The sequence below is a fragment of the Treponema peruense genome (assembly GCF_016117655.1).
In the GTDB taxonomy this organism is placed as follows: domain Bacteria; phylum Spirochaetota; class Spirochaetia; order Treponematales; family Treponemataceae; genus Treponema_D; species Treponema_D peruense.
This window is the reverse complement of the sequence record NZ_CP064936.1, coordinates 763,156-784,176: the sequence shown is the minus strand read 5'-3', so window position 1 is coordinate 784,176 and position 21,021 is coordinate 763,156. Positions and strand designations below refer to the sequence as shown.

16 protein-coding genes are annotated in these 21,021 nt (G+C 39.3%); 9 read left to right on the top strand and 7 right to left on the bottom strand.

The annotated features are described in order from the left end of the window. Positions 1–101: 101 nt before the first annotated feature. On the bottom strand, positions 102–806 hold the full coding sequence (locus IWA51_RS03695; protein ID WP_198443279.1) for a DUF2259 domain-containing protein: 705 nt from the start codon (positions 804–806) through the stop codon (positions 102–104). Positions 807–952: 146 nt separating this feature from the next. Between IWA51_RS03695 and IWA51_RS03690 the strand changes: the two genes are divergently transcribed. Beyond that, positions 953–1,774, top strand: coding sequence for a hypothetical protein (locus IWA51_RS03690; protein WP_198443277.1), 822 nt, complete (start codon positions 953–955; stop codon positions 1,772–1,774). 26 nt (positions 1,775–1,800) lie between these two features. Here the strand turns inward: IWA51_RS03690 and IWA51_RS03685 are convergent, their stop codons facing one another. Then, positions 1,801–2,430 (bottom strand): diacylglycerol/polyprenol kinase family protein, encoded by a 630-nt coding sequence (locus IWA51_RS03685; RefSeq protein ID WP_198443275.1) that lies wholly within the window; start codon positions 2,428–2,430, stop codon positions 1,801–1,803. 1 nt (position 2,431) lies between these two features. Next, a complete protein-coding gene (gene flcA, locus IWA51_RS03680; RefSeq protein ID WP_198443274.1) occupies positions 2,432–5,824 on the bottom strand; it encodes a periplasmic flagellar collar protein FlcA in 3,393 nt (1,130 codons plus the stop codon). 155 nt (positions 5,825–5,979) lie between these two features. On the opposite strand from flcA, the gene IWA51_RS03675 reads away from it, so the two are divergent. Then, positions 5,980–6,702 carry an early set domain-containing protein gene (locus IWA51_RS03675; protein ID WP_198443272.1) on the top strand — a complete coding sequence of 241 codons (723 nt, stop codon included), beginning with the start codon at positions 5,980–5,982 and terminating at the stop codon, positions 6,700–6,702. Between the two features lie 9 nt (positions 6,703–6,711). Here IWA51_RS03675 and ffh read toward each other — a convergent pair whose 3' ends face one another. Next, complete coding sequence (gene ffh / locus IWA51_RS03670; protein WP_198443270.1) at positions 6,712–8,121, bottom strand: signal recognition particle protein; 1,410 nt, start codon at positions 8,119–8,121, stop codon at positions 6,712–6,714. A 13-nt stretch (positions 8,122–8,134) separates the two neighbouring features. Beyond that, a complete protein-coding gene (locus tag IWA51_RS03665; protein ID WP_198443659.1) occupies positions 8,135–9,184 on the bottom strand; it encodes an NAD(P)H-dependent glycerol-3-phosphate dehydrogenase in 1,050 nt (349 codons plus the stop codon). A 423-nt stretch (positions 9,185–9,607) separates the two neighbouring features. Between IWA51_RS03665 and IWA51_RS03660 the strand changes: the two genes are divergently transcribed. The 7 genes from IWA51_RS03660 to IWA51_RS03630 all read left to right on the top strand — a co-directional run bounded on the left by IWA51_RS03660 (position 9,608) and on the right by IWA51_RS03630 (position 13,806). After that, positions 9,608–10,360: a ParA family protein gene (locus IWA51_RS03660; protein WP_198443268.1), complete on the top strand. Its 753-nt coding sequence runs from the start codon at positions 9,608–9,610 to the stop codon at positions 10,358–10,360. Positions 10,361–10,524: 164 nt separating this feature from the next. Further along, a complete protein-coding gene (locus tag IWA51_RS03655) occupies positions 10,525–11,073 on the top strand; it encodes a hypothetical protein (protein ID WP_198443266.1) in 549 nt (182 codons plus the stop codon). Next, a complete protein-coding gene (locus IWA51_RS03650; RefSeq protein WP_198443265.1) occupies positions 11,070–11,438 on the top strand; it encodes a hypothetical protein in 369 nt (122 codons plus the stop codon). Before IWA51_RS03655 ends, IWA51_RS03650 begins: the two co-directional genes overlap by 4 nt. Before the next feature lie 5 nt (positions 11,439–11,443). Beyond that, a complete protein-coding gene (locus tag IWA51_RS03645) occupies positions 11,444–12,487 on the top strand; it encodes a ParB/RepB/Spo0J family partition protein (protein WP_198443264.1) in 1,044 nt (347 codons plus the stop codon). 15 nt (positions 12,488–12,502) lie between these two features. Next, on the top strand, positions 12,503–12,886 hold the full coding sequence (locus IWA51_RS03640) for a hypothetical protein (protein ID WP_198443263.1): 384 nt from the start codon (positions 12,503–12,505) through the stop codon (positions 12,884–12,886). Positions 12,887–12,889: 3 nt separating this feature from the next. Continuing rightward, on the top strand, positions 12,890–13,390 hold the full coding sequence (locus tag IWA51_RS03635; protein WP_198443262.1) for a hypothetical protein: 501 nt from the start codon (positions 12,890–12,892) through the stop codon (positions 13,388–13,390). Between the two features lie 89 nt (positions 13,391–13,479). Beyond that, the gene (locus IWA51_RS03630) at positions 13,480–13,806 is read left to right on the top strand and encodes a hypothetical protein (RefSeq protein WP_198443261.1); all 327 of its coding nucleotides are present in this window, start codon (positions 13,480–13,482) and stop codon (positions 13,804–13,806) included. 17 nt (positions 13,807–13,823) lie between these two features. Here IWA51_RS03630 and IWA51_RS03625 read toward each other — a convergent pair whose 3' ends face one another. After that, positions 13,824–15,062, bottom strand: a complete 1,239-nt coding sequence (locus IWA51_RS03625; protein ID WP_198441892.1) for an IS256 family transposase — start codon at positions 15,060–15,062, stop codon at positions 13,824–13,826. A gap of 105 nt (positions 15,063–15,167) precedes the next feature. Continuing rightward, entirely contained in the window at positions 15,168–20,798 is a 5,631-nt protein-coding gene (locus IWA51_RS03620; protein WP_198443259.1) for a defense against restriction DarA-related protein, read from the bottom strand. Positions 20,799–21,021 lie beyond the last annotated feature (223 nt).

Below are 21,021 nucleotides of genomic sequence, written 5' to 3'. Positions count from 1 at the left end.
ATAACCCCTACTTGATAAATAGCATCTGTTTTTTCTTTAAAGCAAAAAAAAGTGCGATTTTCTAAAAAAAACCGCACTTTTTTTCAAATCAGAAGTTTTAATCAGAATCTGACTGTTTCTACCATATACCTTATAGAAGTTCCAGTATCGTCTTCCAGAGTTTTCTGTACAACAAACACAAGACTTTTTCCTGACTTGTCACCAAAAATCTTTTCTATTCTGTAAGAAGTAATTCCCTTGCGCTTAAAGTCCGGTGTTCCGACTTTCCATGTACCAACCACGGAACCCGCCGCATCTTTTTTTACAAGATTTATATAGAAGCGTGAACGGACATTTTTTCCCTTTCCTTCATAAGACGGAACAAGTGTTACTTCATAGAAAATAGATTTGTCTTCAGTTGAATTCTCGAAGTCCTTGAAAGAAATTGTATCTGTAGCAGACTTTCCGTTTTCTTCATAAAGATACAAAAGCGTGTCGGTTCCGGCAGGGGATGCGGCATACTTTGAAATTTTCCATTCAACTTTGTCTTTCAGTTCAGAATAGGCTTTTTTTCCTGATATTTCTGAATTTGAAGACTCAGAAGAATTTTTATATACCCCGCCCGGAACAAAATCATTTTTTGCAACATCAACCGTATAGATTTCGGCCCACGGCTTGTAGTTGACATCGGTTTTTCCATACTGACCAAAAAGATAAGTTTTTCCGTCTGCAGAAAATCCTATATCATCAAAAACAGCAGCATCTCCGGCAGCAACAAATGCAGCTCCAAGACCGGCAAAAATCAAACCCAAAAGAAGTTTTTTCATTACTCCTCCAAAAAATATTTAAAGACTGAATCAACAGCCAGACAGCCCCAACAAATTGAAGTTTTTAAAGGTAATCTTCATTTAGTTTATCGGAATCAAAAATGCTGCACTTTACTAAAATCAAACTCTCGTGCTATTCTAACAGTATGACCATCAAGACGCGCAACAGACTTTTAATCGCATTTCTAATTTTAAGTTCCCTGACACTCATTACAAACGCGCTTATTGTCATATGGGCGGCTTTTTCAGGCGGAATCACACCTCCCGAAGGCGTAATAAGAACAATTTCCATTTCACTGCCGGCTTTTAAATACAGTTTTCACGCTGTAATTGCATCTGTTTTTGTACTGTCTCTTGCGGCCCCGGTTCTTTCCTTCATTATATTCAAGCGCTTTGAAAAAACACCGTCGCTCGAAGTCTTTTTCTTCTGTGGTTTTCTTATCGGCTGCCTTTCGGAATGTATGCGGCTTTTAATACCGCTGTTCGATCTTTGGAAGACATATTCAATTTTTATTGTTGCTGTAGGAAAGATAGTAATTTGCGGCAGAATACTCGCTCCCCTGTCTCTTTTTTTTGCGGCGGCCTTCAGCGGTACAGACTACAGACAGGACGCAGAGCGCAATTTCATGATACTGATTATTGTTGCAATAGTAATGGGGCTTCTTTTTCCTCTGGACACCGGGCACACGACTTCTACATGCACAGTTCTCTGGAGTTTCAGAACGCCTTTTATGCTCATGAAGCTGGTACTTATGGCAGCAACATTTTCTATTCTGGCAGTGGAATCGCACGTAAAAAACAGCCCCGACCATCTAAAAGCTGCCATAGGAATTACAATACTTGAGGCAGGCTACTTTATGCTGTGTTCGGCTGACTGTTATATTCTTGCCGCAGCAGGAACAGTTCTTCTTGTATACGGAGCCTACAGGTATCTTACTTCAATTCACAATATGTACATGTGGTCTTAGCACGCATTTCTGAACAACAGATGCTTTTAAAAAAGAAGTGCCTGTGAAATTCCGCCAAGCAGAACCGGTATAAGAATATTGTCAAAGTCCTTGAGCGGCAGAAGTTCAATTATCATTCCTACAGAAGCAATTATAAGCGCAACAGACGAAGAGTTTTCAATCCCCGAAGAAACGCAGGCTGCAAAACAGGAAATAAAAATTGCCGTAAAGCACGTAAGACTTCCTTCTGCAGTTTTTCCTCCTGTAAGCGGAATGTGCGCCTTTCCGAACAGTTTTCCTGAAAGACTTGCAAGGCCGTCACCAAAAGCCAGTGCATATATTCCGATAGAAGATGCAAGCGGCTGCCATAAAATAGAAGAAGCAATTATTCCCGAAACAAGGGTAACAGGCCCCAGAACAAATTTATTTTCATCCCTTTTGCGGGCAGCTGCGGCTGTTATTGAAGAAACAACAGGAACAGGATGCCCGGTCATTCTTAAAAACTCAGATGCTGAATATAGAACGAGGGCTGCAAAAAGAAGAGCCATTACCGGCATGTACCAGACAGAAAGCAGTGACGGTACAAATGCACTGCAGAGATGAATGGATTTTCTGAATACTTCCTTTAGAATTCCTATGAATTTCTGCCGGTTGCGTATTCCTTCATTCAGTTCCATATTACTCAAGAATATCCTCACCATAAAGCGTTCGCGGTATTTGGGTATAAATTTCAGGGTTGAATTCCGAACCAGTAGTTACAGTATACTTTACGTTCTGTTCCGCAAGATTCGAACCTTCCATTCTTATCATTGTAGTCTGGTTTCTTGTAAGGGCATCCCACGCACGCATACTGTTCTGGTAATTTACAATTGCCTGTGCATTAAGAGAACTGTCGCCTGTCATTCCGGCTATACGGGTAAGGGTTACGCCAAGATTGTTTGCAGCACGCATATATGTGTCAACAAGATCTGCCTGATCTTCCCTTACCTGCGGGAACAGAATATGATGTCTTTCTTTTTCTGAATCTAGAATTCCCAAAAGACGCTCATAATATCCACGGGCTACAAAATTGTCACCGCTCAAACTGAGTGTATTTGCAAGGGCCAGAAGAAGGTGCGTATCGTTTGCGCTTGCATCCTGGCTTCTTATAAACGAACCGAGGGCTGCAGGATAATTTTTCTTGTGATACTGGATGTTTCCTATCTTATACCTTACAGAAGAAGTGTCAAAACTATTGTTTACGGCTTCCACGTAATTTGAAAGAGCCTTGTCTGGATCACCTGCCACAAAATAATATATATCGCCCATATCTGCATAAAGGCGGCCTACATCTTCTGTTCCCTTAAAGCCCGCATTTTCGCGCTCCCTTTCAAAAAGCTCCAGTCCCTTTGCATAGGTTTCTTCGGCTGGAATATAATTGCGCGCATCTTTGTATTCTTCACCGCGGAATCTGTATGCATTTATGAATTTGTATGTATCACGCGGGCTGCGTGTCTTCTGTGCTTCAAACTGTTCAATTGCCGAGTCAAACAGGGCCGCCGCACCCTTACTGTTGCTGGTTTCCCTGTAATAGCGTCCCATGTTGTAAAGTGCAACTGCATTTTTGTCGTCTGCCTTAACTGCACGTTCAAGAAGATCCCTTACATCTTCTATAGAAGAGCGAAGGTGTGCTTCAGACGGTCTCAGGCGGCCGAATCTCTTGTCAAGAAGGTATCCGCTAAGTTCGGTAAGGTCATCAGAACCGAGTGCCTTCTTTCTTGGATAGAAATATTCCTTGTATGACAGAACCTGGGCAAGGTTGTCTGTGCGTATACTGTACCGCATTTTGCGTGAAAGGTACAAATCCTTTGAACCGTACATGTTTATCAAAAGAGTATACTGCTCGTCTGCCAGCGGAAATTTGGACTGGTCACGTTCTGTAGCCCATTCCAGGTAAACATCACCAAGCTTTAAAAGAGCCCTTTCGTCATTTATATGGTAGTCAAGAACTTCGCGCTTGAGTATGCGTTCTGCTTCTTCGTAGTTATAAAGATCGTAAAGTTCCATGTCTGCCCAGTCAAGTCCGGCAAAAATTTCATGCCTGTAGCGGGACAGAATAGACTTGTACATAAGGCGTGAACGCTCATACTGTTTGTGTTCGCGGAAGCCCGACGCATATCTGTAGAACCATTTTTTTGAAGGATGGTAAGTAAGAGCCGTGTTGAATTTATCGTCGGCCTGGGGATAAAGTCCCGCTTCCAAAAGAGTATATCCCTGGTGGTAAAGGGATGAGGCGCGCGCGGGTTTGTAAATAAATACATTTGTAAGCGTAAAAATGCAGAAAACCATGACAGCCGCAAAGGCCGTAAGAATAGCTCCCGGTATAATGCGGTTTTTGAGCTGGTATTCCATGGACTTTTTGTAGGCTTCGTATTCTGCGGCTGATCTTCTCTCAAAGTCGCGCGGTACTTCGAGCGTAATGTCCAGCATTTTTTCTATGTCAGATGCAAGACTGCGCGCCGGTACCTTTCGCAAAACTTTTTCCAGTATAGAAAAAACAGCGTCGTCGGTAAATTCGTCCTTAACGACAAGTTCTTCAAGTGCAATGCGAACGTTGAGCGGGTATTCCGAAAGATTTTTCTGAAAACGCTTGTATTCGGCATCAGTAAAGGAATTCTTGGGACTTTCCATCGCCCCGGAATAATCGGGTGTTTCTACTTTGGGCTTGTGTTCAAGATCGGCAGTTACTGTATCAGAAAATCCCGGAATGCTGAATTCACCATCTCCGCCAAAAGAAAAATCATCTGAATCAGAAGAAGATTCAGGTTCAGAACTAAAGTCAACGCCGTCCATCTCTGGTGCACTGAACACTTCTTCGGGAACATCCATGTCGGGTGCAGGCTCGGAGCCTTTTTCGGGAAGGTTAAAAAAGTCATCCGGAACAGCTTCAAGTCCGCCGGTTTTATCACCTTCATCAGAAGGGGCGCTTATGTCGTCGTCCAGCCCGTCGGTGTTGAACATATCATTTACAGACTCTGAAGGTTCATTCTGTTCAGCTGTAGTGTTGTTTTCTGTATTTTCTTTACTGCCGTCATCTGTATCAGGAAAGTCCGGAATATCGGGCATGTCAGAAAAGTCGGGCATATCCGTTTCTGTATCTTCTGCTGCGGAATCTGAAGTTTCTGCGCCAAAATCTTCCGGTAGACCGTCAAAACTTTCGTTACCAGGTAAATCGTCTGTTCCGCTCTCAGGTGCAGATTCGGGTTCGGGTGCAGGTTCGGGGCTCTTTTTATCCTGAAACGGCTGTTCGGGAGCGACATCAGATATTCCGTCAAATTCGGACGGAATTCCGTCGTTCATATTGATTGACTCAAAGTCCCCGTCAAAATCACTGTCGCCTGTAGAAGACGCAATCGGTGCACTTTCCTCTTTTTTACCGTCTTTATCGCCCGGTTCATCAAACAAACCTGAAAAACCAAAATCTGGTTCAGAAGAAGGCGTATTCTGTGCGGCGGCAGGCTTTTTTACCTGCTGTTCCGGTTTTGGCGCAGGTTCTGCTTTTTTTACAGGTCTTTGTACAGGTTTTGGCCGGGGTTTGGAAACAGGTTTTGGTTCAGGTTCAGTTTTGGGCTTTGGTGCAAGAAGAGCATCCAAATCCATGTCTTCTATGGGCACTTCTATGGGTTCAGGTTCTGGTTCTGGCTCAGAAGGTTCATCCTGAAAGTCGCTTAAATCAAGGTCAGAAAAATCCATGTCACTTCCGGCCGAAAGAAGGTCAGAAACATCAGGGGCAGCAGCAACAGGTGTCAGAGGAGCAGTATCTTCATCGGAATCAGAAGACTCGCCCGTAATATCAGAGAAATCGTTTGCCTCGCGTTCCATTTCGGCAGCGGCGGCATCGGCCTGAGCCTGCTCTTCCTCTGAAAGCGTCGGCATCCCCAGTTTAAAGTCATCAGAATCGTCCCTGTCCTCCACATCTGAAGGAATGGAAACGGTCACGGGTTTTTCACCGCGGGCCGAACGAATCTTGACCTCATCTCCGAGATTCAATAAATCTGCATTAAACTTCTGAAGCTGGCTTAATCCTGGCATGACCTGTTATTATACTCCGCAAACGGCTAGTTTTTCAACCGACTGACGCCGGCCTGAATATCCCTAAAATTATCGGAAAAATTTACCGTGGGGGTTAGAAAACAATTTTTTTCTTAACACTAAACGCTTTGTGAATTCCGGCCGAAAATATAGGCATGAAAAGACTCATTTTTTGCGCACTTATGCTTGCACTGCAAATCACAGTGTTTGCGGCAGAAACTCCAGCTCCCCTTACCGATACCGAGCTGGACATTGCCGAAATAGTTGCCGAAATTCAGACTGCAGGAAAACCTTATGTCAAAAACGGATACGCGGTCTTTACGGCAGACAAGAATGCCCGTCACGTAGGAATTGCCGTGGACTTTGAGAATTTCAATACAATCCACTCTTTTATGAAAAAAAATCTGCGCGATGAAAATTACGAAATAAAGGATTCGGTTTATTTTTATGTAATGCGTCTTCCAAAAAATACCAGTCAGATTGACTACAGGCTTGTTATAGACGGACTTTGGACTGTTGACCCGAACAATCCGCAGACAGTTTACAGCCCCGAAACATCCCTCATGCTGTCACGCTTTTACACAAACATTGAAAAAGAAGAAGCAACAGAAACAATTTCTTCGGGAACGGTTCGTTTTGTTTATAAAGGAAAATCGGGTGAAAGTATAAGACTTGGCGGGAATTTTACAAACTGGGACAGCTGGATCTACAAACTTGTAGAAGTGTCTCCGGGAACATACCAGCTTGATCTGCCTCTGCCTCCCGGAACATACGAATATGCATTTTATACAGGAATGACGTCTTTCCCTGACGAAAGTAACCCCGAACGGTGCTACACCAATGACGGAAAAGTAGCGTCACTCCTGGTAGTCAATTAAAAGCCTGAACTAGAACTTGAATCCGCCGGGCATTTTGAATCCCTGCGGAAGGTTCATGCCGCCCATGCCGCCAAGACCGGACATATCCATTCCGCCCATCTGCTGCATAAGTTTTGCCTGCATTCCCCTGTTTCTTGTAAGTTTTTTCATTGCCAGTTTTGTTTTTTCAAACTGTTTTATAAGTTTGTTTACTTCCTGTACAGAAGTACCGCTGCCCTTTGCAATGCGCTTTCTTCTTGCAGGTCCTATAATAAGGTGGTTTCTGCGTTCCTTAAGAGTCATGCTCTGGATAATGGCTTTCTGGTGCTTCATTCCGGCTTTGTCTATCTGGTCTTCTGAAATCTGGCCTGCAAGACCCGGCATCATGTCAAGAATCTGGCTCATGCTTCCCATTTTTTCTACAGACTGCAGCTGGTCAAGCATGTCCTGAAGCGTAAACTCGTTGCGCATCATCTTTTTCTGCATGCGCTCGGCTTCCTGAGCATCAACTGTCTGCTGGGCTTTTTCTACAAGAGAAACAACGTCGCCCATTCCAAGAATTCTGCTTGCAATTCTGTCTGGATGGAACGGCTCAAAGTCTTCTGTTTTTTCTCCTGTTCCTATAAACAGAATAGGTTTTCCTGTTATTGAACGCAGAGAAAGGGCAGCACCACCGCGGGCATCTGAGTCAAACTTTGTGAGTATAACACCGGTAAGTCCCAGCTGTTCGTCAAAGCTCTTTGCAATGTCTACAGCATTCTGACCAGTCATTGAGTCTGCAACAAGAACTGTTTCTACAGGATTCAGAGCCTTTTTCATGGAAACAAGTTCCTGCATCATGGACTCGTCTATCTGAAGGCGTCCTGCAGTATCTACAATTATTGTGTCAAAGCCGTTTTTCTTTGCATAAGAGACGGCGTTCTGTGAAACCTTTACGGCATTTGAAGCACCGTTTTCTTTGTAAACCGGAACCCCGATTTTTTCTCCAAGAACAGAAAGCTGTTCCACGGCGGCCGGGCGCACAAGGTCACATGCTGCAAGAAGCGGTTTGCGACCTTCTTTTAGAAGTCTTGCCGCCAGTTTGTGTGCAGCAGTTGTTTTACCTGCACCCTGAAGTCCCAGAAGAAGAATAACAGACTGCGTGTCTGGTCCCTTGAGCGAAAGGTCTGTTTTCTTGTCACCGAGCATGGACGTTATCTTGTCGTAGATAATCTTTACAAACTGCTGGCCCGGGTCTACAGCCTTGAGTACTTTTTCACCCTTGGCTTCTTCTATGGTTGAATTTACAAAGCGGCGTACTACGCGAAGGTTTACATCGGCTTCGAGAAGAGCCATTTTTATCTGCTCTACAGTTTCTTCGATGTTTTTTTCGCTGATTGTCGCTTTTCCGCTTAATGTGCGAATAATGTTACTGAACGTACCTGTTATTTTTTCGAGCATAATTTTTCCTTTTTTAGCGGCTTACAAGTTCTTTGAGACAGTCAAGGGGTTTTGCTTCCTTGTTGAGAACGCGGTAAAGTGAATCGCATATCGGAAGCTTAAGATTTTTTTTCTGCGAAATATAGTGCACATATTTGCAGGCAATTGCACCTTCGGGAAGATAGCCGACCTTTTTTACGTTTGCAATCAGATCATCAAGATTCTTGAACCGGTCAAGCATGTCTGTCTTTATTATATCCTGTCCAAAGCGTCTGTTGCGGCCGTACTTTGACTTGCAGGTAACATCAAGATCGCCCACTCCGCTTATGGAAGTAAAGGTTTCTGCATGTGTTGCCCCCATTGCAAACCCTATTGTCTGGATTTCGTTAAGGCCTGCTGCCATCAAAAGGCTTTCTGTATTGTCACCGAACTCTTCGCTGGTTTCTGCAAGGGCATCCAGACTTCCGTATACAACAGCAATTACGTTTTTTACTGCTGCACAAACCTGAACTCCAATCGTGTCAAAAGAAGCGTATGCAAGAATTCCGGGAACACGAAGAAGATCCCTCATCTGGATTGCGTTTCTGTGGTGGTTGCTTGCTGCAATAAGTCCGGTAATTTTACCCATGGCAACTTCTTCTGCATGTGAAGGGCCTGCTATGTAAACTGTTGCATCTTTGTATGATGCCGGAAGTGCGCTTTCCATTGTTTCAAGAACAAAATGCGGTTCTTCCCCTACCGGAACAAAACCCTTTGTAAGCGCGCCGATTATTGTGCTTCCGTCTGCAATATTCGGAACATCGGTAAATCTGGCAATTGTAGAAGCCAGGTACAAGGAAGGGCTTCCCATGATAAGAAACTGCTTGTCTTTGGCTACTTCCTTTATGTCTGTACTTGCGGTAAGCGTCGGGTAAAGTGAAAGTCCCGGAAGATAGCGCTTGTTTTCGTGGCTGCCGTTTACAGACTCTACAACGTCCTCTTCCATAGCCCAAAGCTGCACTTTATGACCGCCGCGGGCAAGAGCTGTTCCCAAAGCGGTACCCCATGCTCCCGCGCCAATTATTCCAACTGTATAAGTTTCCATTACAAACCTTCCGTTTTTTTTTAGGTGTTCTCTCTGGATATTAAGTTTCATAATACATCATTATCAATAAAAACTCCAGTACATGCAGGGACAATATCAACAATTTGGAATATATTCGTCTTAGATGCGATTCATTAAAAGTTCGCATTTAAGCGCCAAATTTACCTGTCAATGCTAAAGCATTCAAGTTTTGGTGCTTGGAATTGAAGGGTTTTGGTTATTTCTTTTATAAACCACCGTTCAGTTCCGGTGGTTTATTTTTTTCGGTCTTATGTACTTGGTGTACAACTGTTGGAGAATATAGCCTTTCGGTTGGCGCTGGGAGGGGATGCTTTTAGCAGGTCTGGTTCAAATCCAGATAAGACCATCAAAGAAACGTATGTTTCTTTAATTTTAAGAGAACTTTCAAAGGAGAACTGAACTATGAAAGTAACTACAATTAATTTGCAAAAGGGTGGCACTGGTAAAACTACAGTAGCCATGAGTACGGCTGTTGAACTTGCATCCAAAGGAAAAAGAGTTTTAACAATTGACATTGACCCTCAGGGCAATGCTACAAGCTGGATTTTAAATGACGATATTGAAATTCAGTATGAACTTGCAGATGTTTTAATGGAAAAGTGTTCAGCAGAACAGGCCATTGTTCAAACACCAATTGAAAACTTATCAATAATTCCCACTGCATCTTTAGGTGGCTCACTTCGCTTGTATCAAAAAACACTCGCTACAGAACAACCTTACGCAATAAGACACCTTGTTAAAGAACTCAAAGATGAATTTGACTATTGCATTATTGATACAGCTCCTGCTTTTGGAGCCTTGGAAGAATCTTGTTTTTTGGCTTCTGATGAAGCTCTTGCCGTTTTGAACATTGATGAGTTTTCAAAAGATGGTCTTATTATCTTTCTTGAAAATCTGAATAAAATGAAGAAAAGATATGATTCAGACCTTCCTGTAATCAACAAACTTATACTTAACAGCCGTGATTTACGCCTTACTCAGCAGGACGACATTATAAAAGAAATTAAGGAATCTACAGATTGTGAACTTTATATCATTCCTGTAGACCAAGCTTTTAAAAAAGCTCAGTCAATTCATGCTCCTGTCCAATATCTCCAAGGAACAAAAAAAGAAACCCTGAATGTCATCTCGAATATTGCGGAAGCGGTGATGTAGGAAATTGTGAAATGAGAAATATTCTAAATTTTTGTAGATGGGAACTTTTTGCAATGATAGGTCTTATTATTTTTATGACTATTACAATTATAGGCTCAATAGTCATCGGGCATCCTGACGCAGACTTCAACAAAGAAATCAAAATCATGGTGGGAGAGTAAGCGATGAAAAAGCAAGATAGCGTTTTATCTTTAAATTTATTAACAAAAGATTTGCAGGACACAATTTTAAAGTGCGTCAAGGAATCAGGAAACATAATTATTGCAGGACCGTCAGCAGACAGAAATACTTTGGTTTTGAATGAAATCTCACAACTTACTACGTCCTATTTTTCTTATGAGGAGTTCATGTTCGTGAGACCAGACAAACTGGAAAAATACAGAAACAACTTGATTCAGTTTGAACAGTCCGGACTGGAGTCAATTAGTCAGGCTATGACGCTTGCAATGAGAATAGCAAGCGGTTTTTCCGGCATGGATAGACAAAGATTTTTCTGCGATGGAATTGAATCAGCTGAAGACCTAATAACATTTCTTAAATGGGCAGACATGGGATATTCCGGCCATATTGCGACCATGAAAACAATTGATTTTGACGAAGTGATTAAGTCCATAAACACTCCAAGAGTGGATTACCGTGACAAGATAGACATGATTATTCTTGTGGAAGCCGACGCAGTGCGAATAACTAAAAGCAAGGAGGCAGCACTATGACAGATAACGAATACCTGAAAGGGTTGCAGGAAAAACGGGAGCATGTCATCAAGTTCCTTGAGCCAAAAATGAAAGCCTTTGGAATAGATGACTGGGATTATATCGTAAAAGATAACCTCCAGCGAGAAACATTAAGAATTGGAAATATATTTATAGCTACATCTATGAATTCTGATTCAGCAATTGAAAAAGAACTTATCGGCTATCTTTTTGTGGCTGTATGGCTTCATGGCAGAAGTCTCCCGTTTAAGACTCAAACCACTAACAGAATTTGTCAATATTGGATAGACGAAAAACGTTGCATCGAAAACGGTTTCATTGAGAAACCTAAGATAACTTATGAAGACTCTGGTGCAAGGGAGTAAGTAATATGGCAATGAAGAAGATAAACTATAACGAAGCAAAAAATAACAATTCAGCTAAAAACCAGCTCGCTCAGGCATTTTCAGATAGTCTTAAAATAGCTCCTGCTACTGAATCTGACATCAAGATGATTCCATTAAAAGAAATTCATCTTGACCCAAAAGGTGAATTTCAGAAGCTATATGACAAAGATGAAAAAGACCTTAACAATATAGCCGAATCAATGAAGAAAAACGGATTCTTCAAACATCAGCATATTATCATGGTTCACATCAATGAAGAAAACGATACATTCCCTGGAGACGGGCATACAAGGCTTGCCGCAGCAGAAATAGCAGGAATTGAAAAAATCCCTGTATATGAAGTCACATTTGACACACGAAAAGAAGCTTTGCTTGCAATGTACGGGCTTCAGATTAACAGAAGAAACCTTACATCCGGTCAAAAACTCATGGCAATCAAAGCAATGGACGCCTTAAAAAATCCTGGTAAAAAAGCAGAAGACTCAGAGGAAGAAAACGGTAAATCTGCAGAAGCTCTTGCAGATCAGTTGGGAATGTCTACAAGACAAGTTGAGCGTGGCCGAGCAATTTTGAAAAGCGGTGATGAAGAAACAATTGAAGCAGTTGAAAGCGGAGATATGTCTTTGACAGCCGGATATAACAAAATCAAAGGAAAAAAATCAAAAAAAGAAAGCAGTGATGAAGATGATGATTTGTCAGATGCACTTGAAGACAATGAAGGAAATCCACATTCAATAACTGTAAAAAGTCGAGACATGAGTGAGCATTTTGCATCGCCAGAGCCTAGTGAAATTGATAAAAGAATGGTTGAGCGTTATACCGAAGGGTTTACTGACGGCTTTAAAAAAGGATTTGGAGAAGGTGCATATCAGGTATATGACAAAATCATTTCCATGCTTAAAGAAGGTAAATCTGTAGAAGAGATCGAAAACGATGACCTGTTTACAGACTTTACATATTCAGAAATTGCTCCAAAGTTCGAACTTGCTGTAAGCAATGAAGAAATTTTGAAGGAATTTAATAAATAAAAGAGGAGATAACAAATGAAATTAAAATCGGTAATTAAAATTACATTTTTCTTTGCTGCAGTTTTGTCTTTAAATTCTTGTAATGTCATCAGAAAAGCAAATGATAAATATGCAACATTTGACAATGATTTGAAGGAATCGTGGATGAGACAGGATGCAAACAAAAGGCTTTCCAACTATGAATGGTTTTACGACCAGTATGGAGTAATCAACTCAACTGCTACAAAGGCAAAAATGGCATCTGAACCTGAAAAAACAGCAATAAAAATGGTTCTTTCGGACATGGTTGAAGAATATAACTCAAAATCAAGGATGAATCATACAAAAGCCATGTGGAAGCCTGTAGACTTACCTTATCAGATAGAAATAAACGAATTACTTGGTGAAAAAGGAGAATAGCTTATGAAAAAAATCAGTTTTTTTATTATCTGTTTAATGCTATGCCTGACAACATGTTTTGCAGACGGCTTTTTTGGCTCAAATACAGGTCCAATTGCGGCTGTTCAAGAAAAAATTGAAAAAAATGCCTATACAGCATATCCAATTCCTTTAACTGGTAATTTTCTTGAAAGAAAAACCCTATATGACTGGACTAAAAGATGGGATAAGCCGGATATAGTTTGCTATACATATTTTTTCATTGGTTCAAACTGCATTGGTTATTTTATAACTCACGGAAAACCAGCTTCAGCCCAGAGTTATCTTTTGCCCGAAACGTATAGTTACAATTATAACAGAGAGTCACCTGATGTAGACGGAACTTACGGAACGAATAATCCTGGCTACAGATTTTTTCTTGCAGATGGAACGGCCGTTGAGTGTTCAGGAGCTATGGTCAGCTGTGTGTATTCAGACGCACCGCTGTCATTATCTGGTCAGGAAATTAAGGTTATAAAAAAATGAAAGGAAGTCTTTTCCTTCCATTTTTTTAAATAGTTGGCTTAGGTTTGTTTATTTTGTTTTTTGTAAAAAACAGGAGGGGAATAAACCTAATGGATTATGCAAAGAAAAATGTGTGGAATTCTGAAGCACAAAAGTTAATTCACGGTAGAAATGGAATTCTACCGTGGAAAGACTTTTTTCTAAGGAAAGAACTGACAATGAAAAACTATTATAAAGTAGAAGCTACGTTTTATTTTCTGCTGCTTTTAATCTATCAGGATATACTTTCTGATGAAAAAAAGAGTAATCAAGCTACAAAAGCAATGGCAAATAATCTTGAGGCTATAAATAAGAAATATGAACTTGAACCAGAATTTCAAAAATATGTGACGTATGAGCGTATAAAAAGTGAGTTATTGTCAATTGTTGTGGATTGAAAAAAAGTGTCTTTTCATCAGGCAGCCTTCATTTGTTCACCGTCCACAAAAATTATATTTTTGGCGACAAGTTCAAGTTGTTTAAATCCCCTGAGCCGTCGCCAGTTTTTCTCTGCCTGAAGACAAAGCTTGAAAGCCATTGCAACAGAAGCAGCGGAAGAGCCGTTTCCTTTTGTTGACTTGTGGCGCAACCTGACTGTTGCAAATGTCGATTCAATCGGATTCGACGTTCTAATGTGAGCCCAATGTTCCGCCGGATAATCATAAAAGCGGAACAAATCCTCCTTGTCTTTTTCAAGACATTCCGTTGCCTTCGGATATTTTTTTCCGAAAGTTTCTATAAATAAGTCGTAGGCTTTCAAGGCGTTTGCACGTTTGTCTGCCTGCCACATATCCCGAATCATTTTTGTGGCCTGAGTCTGCACACAGTCAGGCAATTTGTCCAGAATGTTCATGGACTTGTGGAACCAGCATCTCTGAATTTTTAGCTGGCCCCAGATTTCATCAACTGCATTTTGAAACCCAAGCGCTCCGTCGCAGACTGCCAATTTTGGTGCTTTTGTCAGTCCGCGGAATTTCAAATCAAGCAAAACTCCACGCCAACTTTCCGTTGACTCGCGAATTCCGGCCTGTACAGCCACAAGTTCTTTTTTGCCTTCAACAGTTACGCCAATTATTACCAGAAGGCAGGTCTTTTCACCGTCAAGCCGGGACTTTACGTAAATTCCGTCTGCCCAAACATAAACGTATTCCTTTCCGGAAAGATCTCGTTTGCGCCATTCGTCATATTCAGCCTGCCATTTTACAGTAAGCTTTGTTATGACTGACGGACTCAGGCCCTTTGCTTCTTTACCAAGAACATCATGGAGCATGGCTGAAAACTTGTTTGAAGAAATTCCTGCAAGGTAGGCAGCGGAAAGTATTGCTTCTACTGTCGGAGTTTTTCTTGCAAACGGAGGAAGGACTTTGCTTACAAAGCGATCCTTTTCTTCAAGTGCACGGTCATCAACTCTGGGAAGCCTGACTGTAACGTAACCGTTTGTAGTAAGAATTGTCCGTTCTTTGTGAAAGCCGTTTCTTACTACAAGTTTGTTTCCGGTTTTGTCTACGATAGAAGAAGTTTTATTAAGAAAACGCTGAACTTCATCCTCGTAAAGACTTTCAATTACTTCACGTGCTCTTGCGCGGATTGCTTTTTCAAGCAAATCAATCGTTGGACTATTGGAATTTTCTTCAATTTCCAGTATTCTTTTCATAAGAGGTCTCCTTCGGTGTTTATTTTTTTTTCCAAAGAAAACTATACCTTAGACAGACCTCTTTTTCTATGCCTTCTCAGGCAATCCACAACTTTTGATTATAACTCATGCTTCATCTTTTCCACCGGATTCAAGAATTTTCTGTCCGATTCTTTTCTGCTCTTCTGAGCTTGCCATCGAGATCAGCTTCTTACCGAGGGTTAGAATATCTTTTTGTTCAGGTTCAATTTCAAGCATCTTTTTGAGATTATTTTCAAAATTAAATGCAGTGTTTGCAAGCAAAGAGATATATTTCAGCGGATGATTTTCGACATAATCTGAAAGTCTTTCATAATAATCTGCATTGTTTGAAGGAAGAGGACAGAGTTTTTTGTCGATGAGTTCTTTTCTGATATATGCTTCAGCTGCTTTGTTTTTGAATACAAGTAAACCATCTGTTTCTTTTGCCAGGGCAATAATATTCTTATTGCATTTAGAAGCGACAGCTTTATTAATAACTAGATAATTTGCAGCAGCACCAGCTCCTCCCATGTCTCTTGAAAGAACAGCTTCAAAAACACCGTCAGAAAGTTTCAAAACTTCAGAAACAGAATCCTCACCAATCGTATCACCTTCATTAACAGACTTATGATTTTCTCTCCACAAAGCTTTATTGTTTTCAATACGCATAATTTCTTCAGCAACACCATGAGGATTAGGTTCTCTCTGTTTTTCATTTAATGAAAGCTCTCTGAGAAGCTCATCAGGCAGGATTTCTTTTCTTACATCTTCACCTGTATCAATATTGATTACAGAATATTCTGAAACCATTTCTTTGAAAGTCTGTTCAGGTTTTAGAGAAAGCAAGTCTCTTGTTAATGGAGAAATCGAAAGAGTTTCAAGAGCTTTATATAAAGCACCTTTTTTTGACCAGCCTTCTGAATGCAAAAGCTCTTTATTGACTTTTTCATTCCAGAATCCGTCCTTTCCTTCGAGTCCTGTCATAAGTATAAATCCGCTTCTGTCGCTCTGGTCAAAAGGTCTGACATAAGAAGAAACAGAAAAATCTTTTTTAGGAGAAAATTCCCAGCCTCTATAAGAAGTTCTTGAATAAATTACCCTGTTCTGTTTTTCTTCTTTAGTATGTTCGACCTGTATTTCAGGCTCTTTTACTGCATCCTGTATGAACTTTTCAAGTTCCTCTGTGTTTTCAGGAATGAATTTCATTGCATCATGCCATAAAGCGTAGTCAAACCTTTCTTCAACATTCTTTGTGTACTCTTTTCTTGAATCTTTATGAGTCTGTTCAATAATCATGTTCTTGATTTCTTTAAGAATATAATTATTTAGCGTAGCTTTATTTATACCAGAAGACTCTTGCAATGACTCAAAATCAATTTTTTTGTAAAACTCTTTTCCAAAATCTTTGCATGTTTCTGCAAACTGCTTTTGAATTTTTTCAAGTTCTTTATCAGCATTAGAAATGTCAGAAGCATTTGCAATCCATGCAGACCGAAGTGATTTCTGATTATCACGAAGTTCTTTAAGTACATTCATATCAGCTTCATAAGAAACTTCAAAATCTTTTGCAACAGAATTTCTTATTGTCGCAATTTGAGTTTTAATTTCATCCGTAACTGATGAATGATAAAGCCTGTCTTCCGTAGCGTTGATTGCATTTTGCACTTCAGAATAAGAACAGGTTTCTTTTACATAATCAAAAATTGAGCTATGAATGCGGCCCAAGTCAATTGTCATAGAGTACGTCATCATTTCAGGCGTTCCATCAAAAAGATGAAGTACAACATCTGTTTTATAAGAACCTAATCCGTATTCCTGGTCCGGTGTTAAAGTTCCTTTTTCTCTTGCATCAGCATATTTTCCATACGCACCAGCATCATCGTATTTTGAAACTCCTTCACTGAAAAACTCTTCGTTTTTATCCATGATTTTTTCTGTTTCAATAAGCTTTGTATTGAAATCAGAAAGAGCCATTATACCAGCACAGTTATTTTTGAATTTAGAGTTTTCAGAGAAAGGAATTTCTACATAAGGAATGTTTTCTTTCGCAAGTTTATAAGATTTGTCATAAATATTCTCAGCTTCTTTAAGAACATTCATTTCTTCTTTTGAAAGAACGTTTTCGTCTTCTGCAAGTTCAAATAAAGAATACAAATCATATTCTGAGAAAGGTTTTGCTTTGTCCTGTTCATCATAGATATAAAGCTGTTTAGATTCTGGAGTAACATACACTTCATAACCAAGCGCTTCTACAGATTTGAGCATTATTTCAGCAGGTTTTTTGTTATAACCGGAAATATAGGCATATTTCTGTAAAACAGCATTATCATGTTCGTAAGCATAATCTTCAAGAAACTTTATATCTTCACTTTTTTCAGAACCGAGGTGAATTAAGTTTTCTGGAACAAAATTTTTAATTTCATTTTCAACTTCAGCTGTTTTTGTTTCTTCAGGATTGAATGTTCCATACATCTGTTCAAGTGTTGAATAATGATGATTTAAAAGAAGCTTGTTTTCTTCGTGAAGATTATATTCTTCAAAGAGAGTATAAACTTTATACCAAACAAGATTTCTTTCGTGAAAATCTTCAAAATTTTCTGCATCTTTCCATTTCTGGATTTCTTCAGCTGGAATAAAAGTTCTTTCTGAATCATATCGAGTTTCATCATTAATTCTTTTAATTTCTTCATCAGAAAGCCCAGCTTTTATCTGGTCATAAGAGTAAGCAACTTCAGGGAAATAGCTTTCTTTGATGGAATTCATTTGTTTAACAATAGATTCTCTGCGACTAATTGCCGTTTCATAAATAGACCCCATAAAATTAACTACTTCAGGATTCTTCTGTTGCATCTTTGTTTGCATTTCTTTGATTTCCTGTAAGTCTTTTCCGGCTTTGGTCTGTGCATAATTGAAAAGATGTTTTACATCATTGAGTTCTTCAATATCAATGTTTCCTTCTCTTCTGGAAAAAACTACAAGCTTATTTTCGCTGTTCAAGCCGAGTCTTTCGTTTCTATTAGAAAGCAGACCTACATTTTCGTGTTCCAGTGCTTCAAGAATTACGGATGTTTCTGCAAGCGTAATATGAGTTGAAAGATGTTCATTCAAATATGCAGTGAGTTCTTCAGGCTCATTATAGTTTCTGTCAAAGAATTTAATTCCCTTATATTCAGAAACTTCATTTTCCTTTTCAGGAACTTTCTTTTCTGAATATTTTTCCTGTAATTTGAGAGCAAAGTCAATTGCTTTTTCGACAGCCTTTCCAACTGGGTACCACTGCTTTGTAGATGGAGCGTATTTCCATCCGTTACTTTTAAGTTCTTTTACGATTTGCTCGAACTGAGGATTTTCATAATTTGTATTGAACTTAATATTTATCCTTCCCTTTTCTTTATTATCTATAATAGAAAATGGCAGCGGTTTTTCTTTCTTCGATTCTTCCATCTGTATTTCTGGCTTTGAAGGTTCAGGCTCTTTTTCAATTTCTTCTGAGACATTTTGTGTCTGCTCATATCCGTGGAACCATTCTGTAATATTTCTCCAAATCTGAATTTCATTCTGTTCATTTCCATCAATAATTTCTGGAAGTTTAATTCCAGTAGTTTCTTCAAAAATCTCTTTTACAAGATTCTTTTCTTTTAAAGAGACATTTTCATTTGTCGGTGATAAATGAGCTTTTAGAGTTCCCACATCAACAGGGCTTTTTTCTTCCAGAGCTGAGCTTAATTCCTGGGCAATCTCTTTTGCGTAACTTTCTTTATTTCCAAAAACTGGAGGAATATCGTTTTCGATGTATTTATCATAAATTTTTTCTTCCAAAGTTTTTTCTGTTGGTTCTGTTTTAGATTCTTCTAAATCAAGTTCTATTGCTTCAATTTCAGAATCAAATTTAGAAACATCCTCTTTTGTGTTTTCAGTTTTAGACTGTCTTTCCTTTTCTTCTTCAAAAGCTTTTGATACAGCTTCTTCCATACCTTCAGCCAACTTTTCTTCAAGCTCTTTCTGAAGTTCTTCTTCAGTCTTTCGTACCCAGCGGCCGTCTTTGTTCTGCTTGAAAAGAGTGTTAGGGTCATCTTCTTTTTCTGCATTTGTACAGAAATAAAGATTAAACTCTCCAGCTTCATTTTCAGAAGGATTATAATCGAGAAGCTCTTCATCGTTATGGTCGCTTAATGCGTCATTTACAAGGTCATAATTCTTTTCAAGCCAGCCCGAAGGTGTATTTGTTTTTTCATATATTTCTTCAAAAGAAATATGAGCGTTTTCCTGGAATGATGATGCACCAAGTCCTTCCTGGACGATCCAGTCTGCAATGTTTTTAGCGTATTCTTCATCATTCAAAACAGTTTCTTCTTTTTCGATTTCTAAAGATTTCGAATTTACCGGAGTAAGTTCATATTCTTTAATTTCTTTTTCTGAAAGCTCATGGTCATATTCAACAAAAGCCCAGGCTTCTTTTCCAGCTTCTTCAACAAACTTTTTTTCATCAAAGTTTTCAAACTGTAAAAAGTCTTTAGGCTGTGTGCCGATTCCAACAGGGCGTTCTGAAAGATAGTAGCGGTATAAAGGTTTTACCTTCTCTGTCTTTTCAAAATCTTCTGAAAGATTCTGCTGAACATCTTCCTGCTTTTTTGAAATTATATCGTTTGCTTCAGCTACGCCCACAATGCGTTCAGGATTTATAGTATCTTTATACGCATCAAAAAGAAGAGACGGCTTTTTTGCAATATCCTTAAACCTTGACATGTGAAGCTCAAACATAAGCTGTTCAAGATTTGCTTTCCCCTGGTCTTTTCTGTAAACAAGATTATTTTTATCAAGATTCTGTCCGATTGCATCCGCATAAGTTAATGTGGTTGCATAAATCTGGCATTCCTTTTTGTCACGAGGAAAAATAGACGGATTCATTTTTTCTTCTGCAAGCTTCAAGTTTTCTGCATAAAGAGAATCAACATCAGCATTTTTATAAGAAGATTCTTTAAGAAGCTCTCTTACAATGTTTTTATAAAAGTCATCACCTTTTCCCAAAAGTTTTGTTTTAACAAAAGTGTTTTCTTCATAATTATGAAGAATTCCGTCCTTATCAATATAAGTTCGTGATAAATTCTCTGGATTTTGAGGCATAACTAAAATAGATGAACCATCAGGTGAATCAAATTCAATTGCTCTGTTGAGAAGTACATTCGGCTCATCTTTAATTTCAAAATTATCTGACTGATAAACTTTATTGAAACCTTTGTCACGGGCATATAGAAGTGCAGTCTGTAGATATTTAGGTGCTACCAGTGTGTTTTCAAAAACAACGGGAACAATGTTTTTAGAGCCATACTTTAGTTTTTCAGTTAAAGCCATAGCAGCAGTTGCATTTGAAAGATAGCCTGTAATATGAGCAAGACGGCTTGAGCGGTCTACAAGTGTGTCTTTATAAGGAAAAACTTTTTTATAGTGTGGAAACTGACCTTCAATTTCCTTTCCGTTTTCTGGATTAATGATTTTTCCCTCATATTCTGCAGGATAATCTGTTTTCTGTTTAATTAAAACTCTTCCGTCTGTAGCAACGGCAAATCCATTTTCGTAGAAGATACCGTTCATAAACATTCTTGTTTTATCTGTGCTTACAAAGTCCAGAATAGAAACTTTTTTTGCCGCATTTTCAATTTCTTTTTTATTTCCATAAGTTTCAAGAAGTTTTTTTGAATCTTCTTTCTGCTGTTCTGTGATTTCACTATTTTCCATAAGTTTATTCTCCTTAATTATCTTTCAATAGTAATTTCATTTTGTTTTTTTATACTTTCTAATTCCGTTCTTTTAGGCGGTGTTCTGCCGTTTTTAAGAAGGATATTATCTACTTCTTCGTTGGATAAAAGAGTTATAATCAAAAGTTGTGGATTGCCTGAGAAGGCATAGAAAAAGAGGTCTGTCTAAGGTATAGTTTTCTTTGGAAAAAAAAATAAACACC

Coding starts and splice junctions, on each gene's coding strand:
- IWA51_RS03695 (WP_198443279.1), bottom strand. CDS start 806: ATGAAAAAACTTCTTTTGGGTTTGATTTTTGCCGGTCTTGGAGCTGCA.
- IWA51_RS03690 (WP_198443277.1), top strand. CDS start 953: ATGACCATCAAGACGCGCAACAGACTTTTAATCGCATTTCTAATTTTA.
- IWA51_RS03685 (WP_198443275.1), bottom strand. CDS start 2,430: ATGGAACTGAATGAAGGAATACGCAACCGGCAGAAATTCATAGGAATT.
- flcA (WP_198443274.1), bottom strand. CDS start 5,824: ATGCCAGGATTAAGCCAGCTTCAGAAGTTTAATGCAGATTTATTGAAT.
- IWA51_RS03675 (WP_198443272.1), top strand. CDS start 5,980: ATGAAAAGACTCATTTTTTGCGCACTTATGCTTGCACTGCAAATCACA.
- ffh (WP_198443270.1), bottom strand. CDS start 8,121: ATGCTCGAAAAAATAACAGGTACGTTCAGTAACATTATTCGCACATTA.
- IWA51_RS03665 (WP_198443659.1), bottom strand. CDS start 9,184: ATGGAAACTTATACAGTTGGAATAATTGGCGCGGGAGCATGGGGTACC.
- IWA51_RS03660 (WP_198443268.1), top strand. CDS start 9,608: ATGAAAGTAACTACAATTAATTTGCAAAAGGGTGGCACTGGTAAAACT.
- IWA51_RS03655 (WP_198443266.1), top strand. CDS start 10,525: ATGAAAAAGCAAGATAGCGTTTTATCTTTAAATTTATTAACAAAAGAT.
- IWA51_RS03650 (WP_198443265.1), top strand. CDS start 11,070: ATGACAGATAACGAATACCTGAAAGGGTTGCAGGAAAAACGGGAGCAT.
- IWA51_RS03645 (WP_198443264.1), top strand. CDS start 11,444: ATGGCAATGAAGAAGATAAACTATAACGAAGCAAAAAATAACAATTCA.
- IWA51_RS03640 (WP_198443263.1), top strand. CDS start 12,503: ATGAAATTAAAATCGGTAATTAAAATTACATTTTTCTTTGCTGCAGTT.
- IWA51_RS03635 (WP_198443262.1), top strand. CDS start 12,890: ATGAAAAAAATCAGTTTTTTTATTATCTGTTTAATGCTATGCCTGACA.
- IWA51_RS03630 (WP_198443261.1), top strand. CDS start 13,480: ATGGATTATGCAAAGAAAAATGTGTGGAATTCTGAAGCACAAAAGTTA.
- IWA51_RS03625 (WP_198441892.1), bottom strand. CDS start 15,062: ATGAAAAGAATACTGGAAATTGAAGAAAATTCCAATAGTCCAACGATT.
- IWA51_RS03620 (WP_198443259.1), bottom strand. CDS start 20,798: ATGGAAAATAGTGAAATCACAGAACAGCAGAAAGAAGATTCAAAAAAA.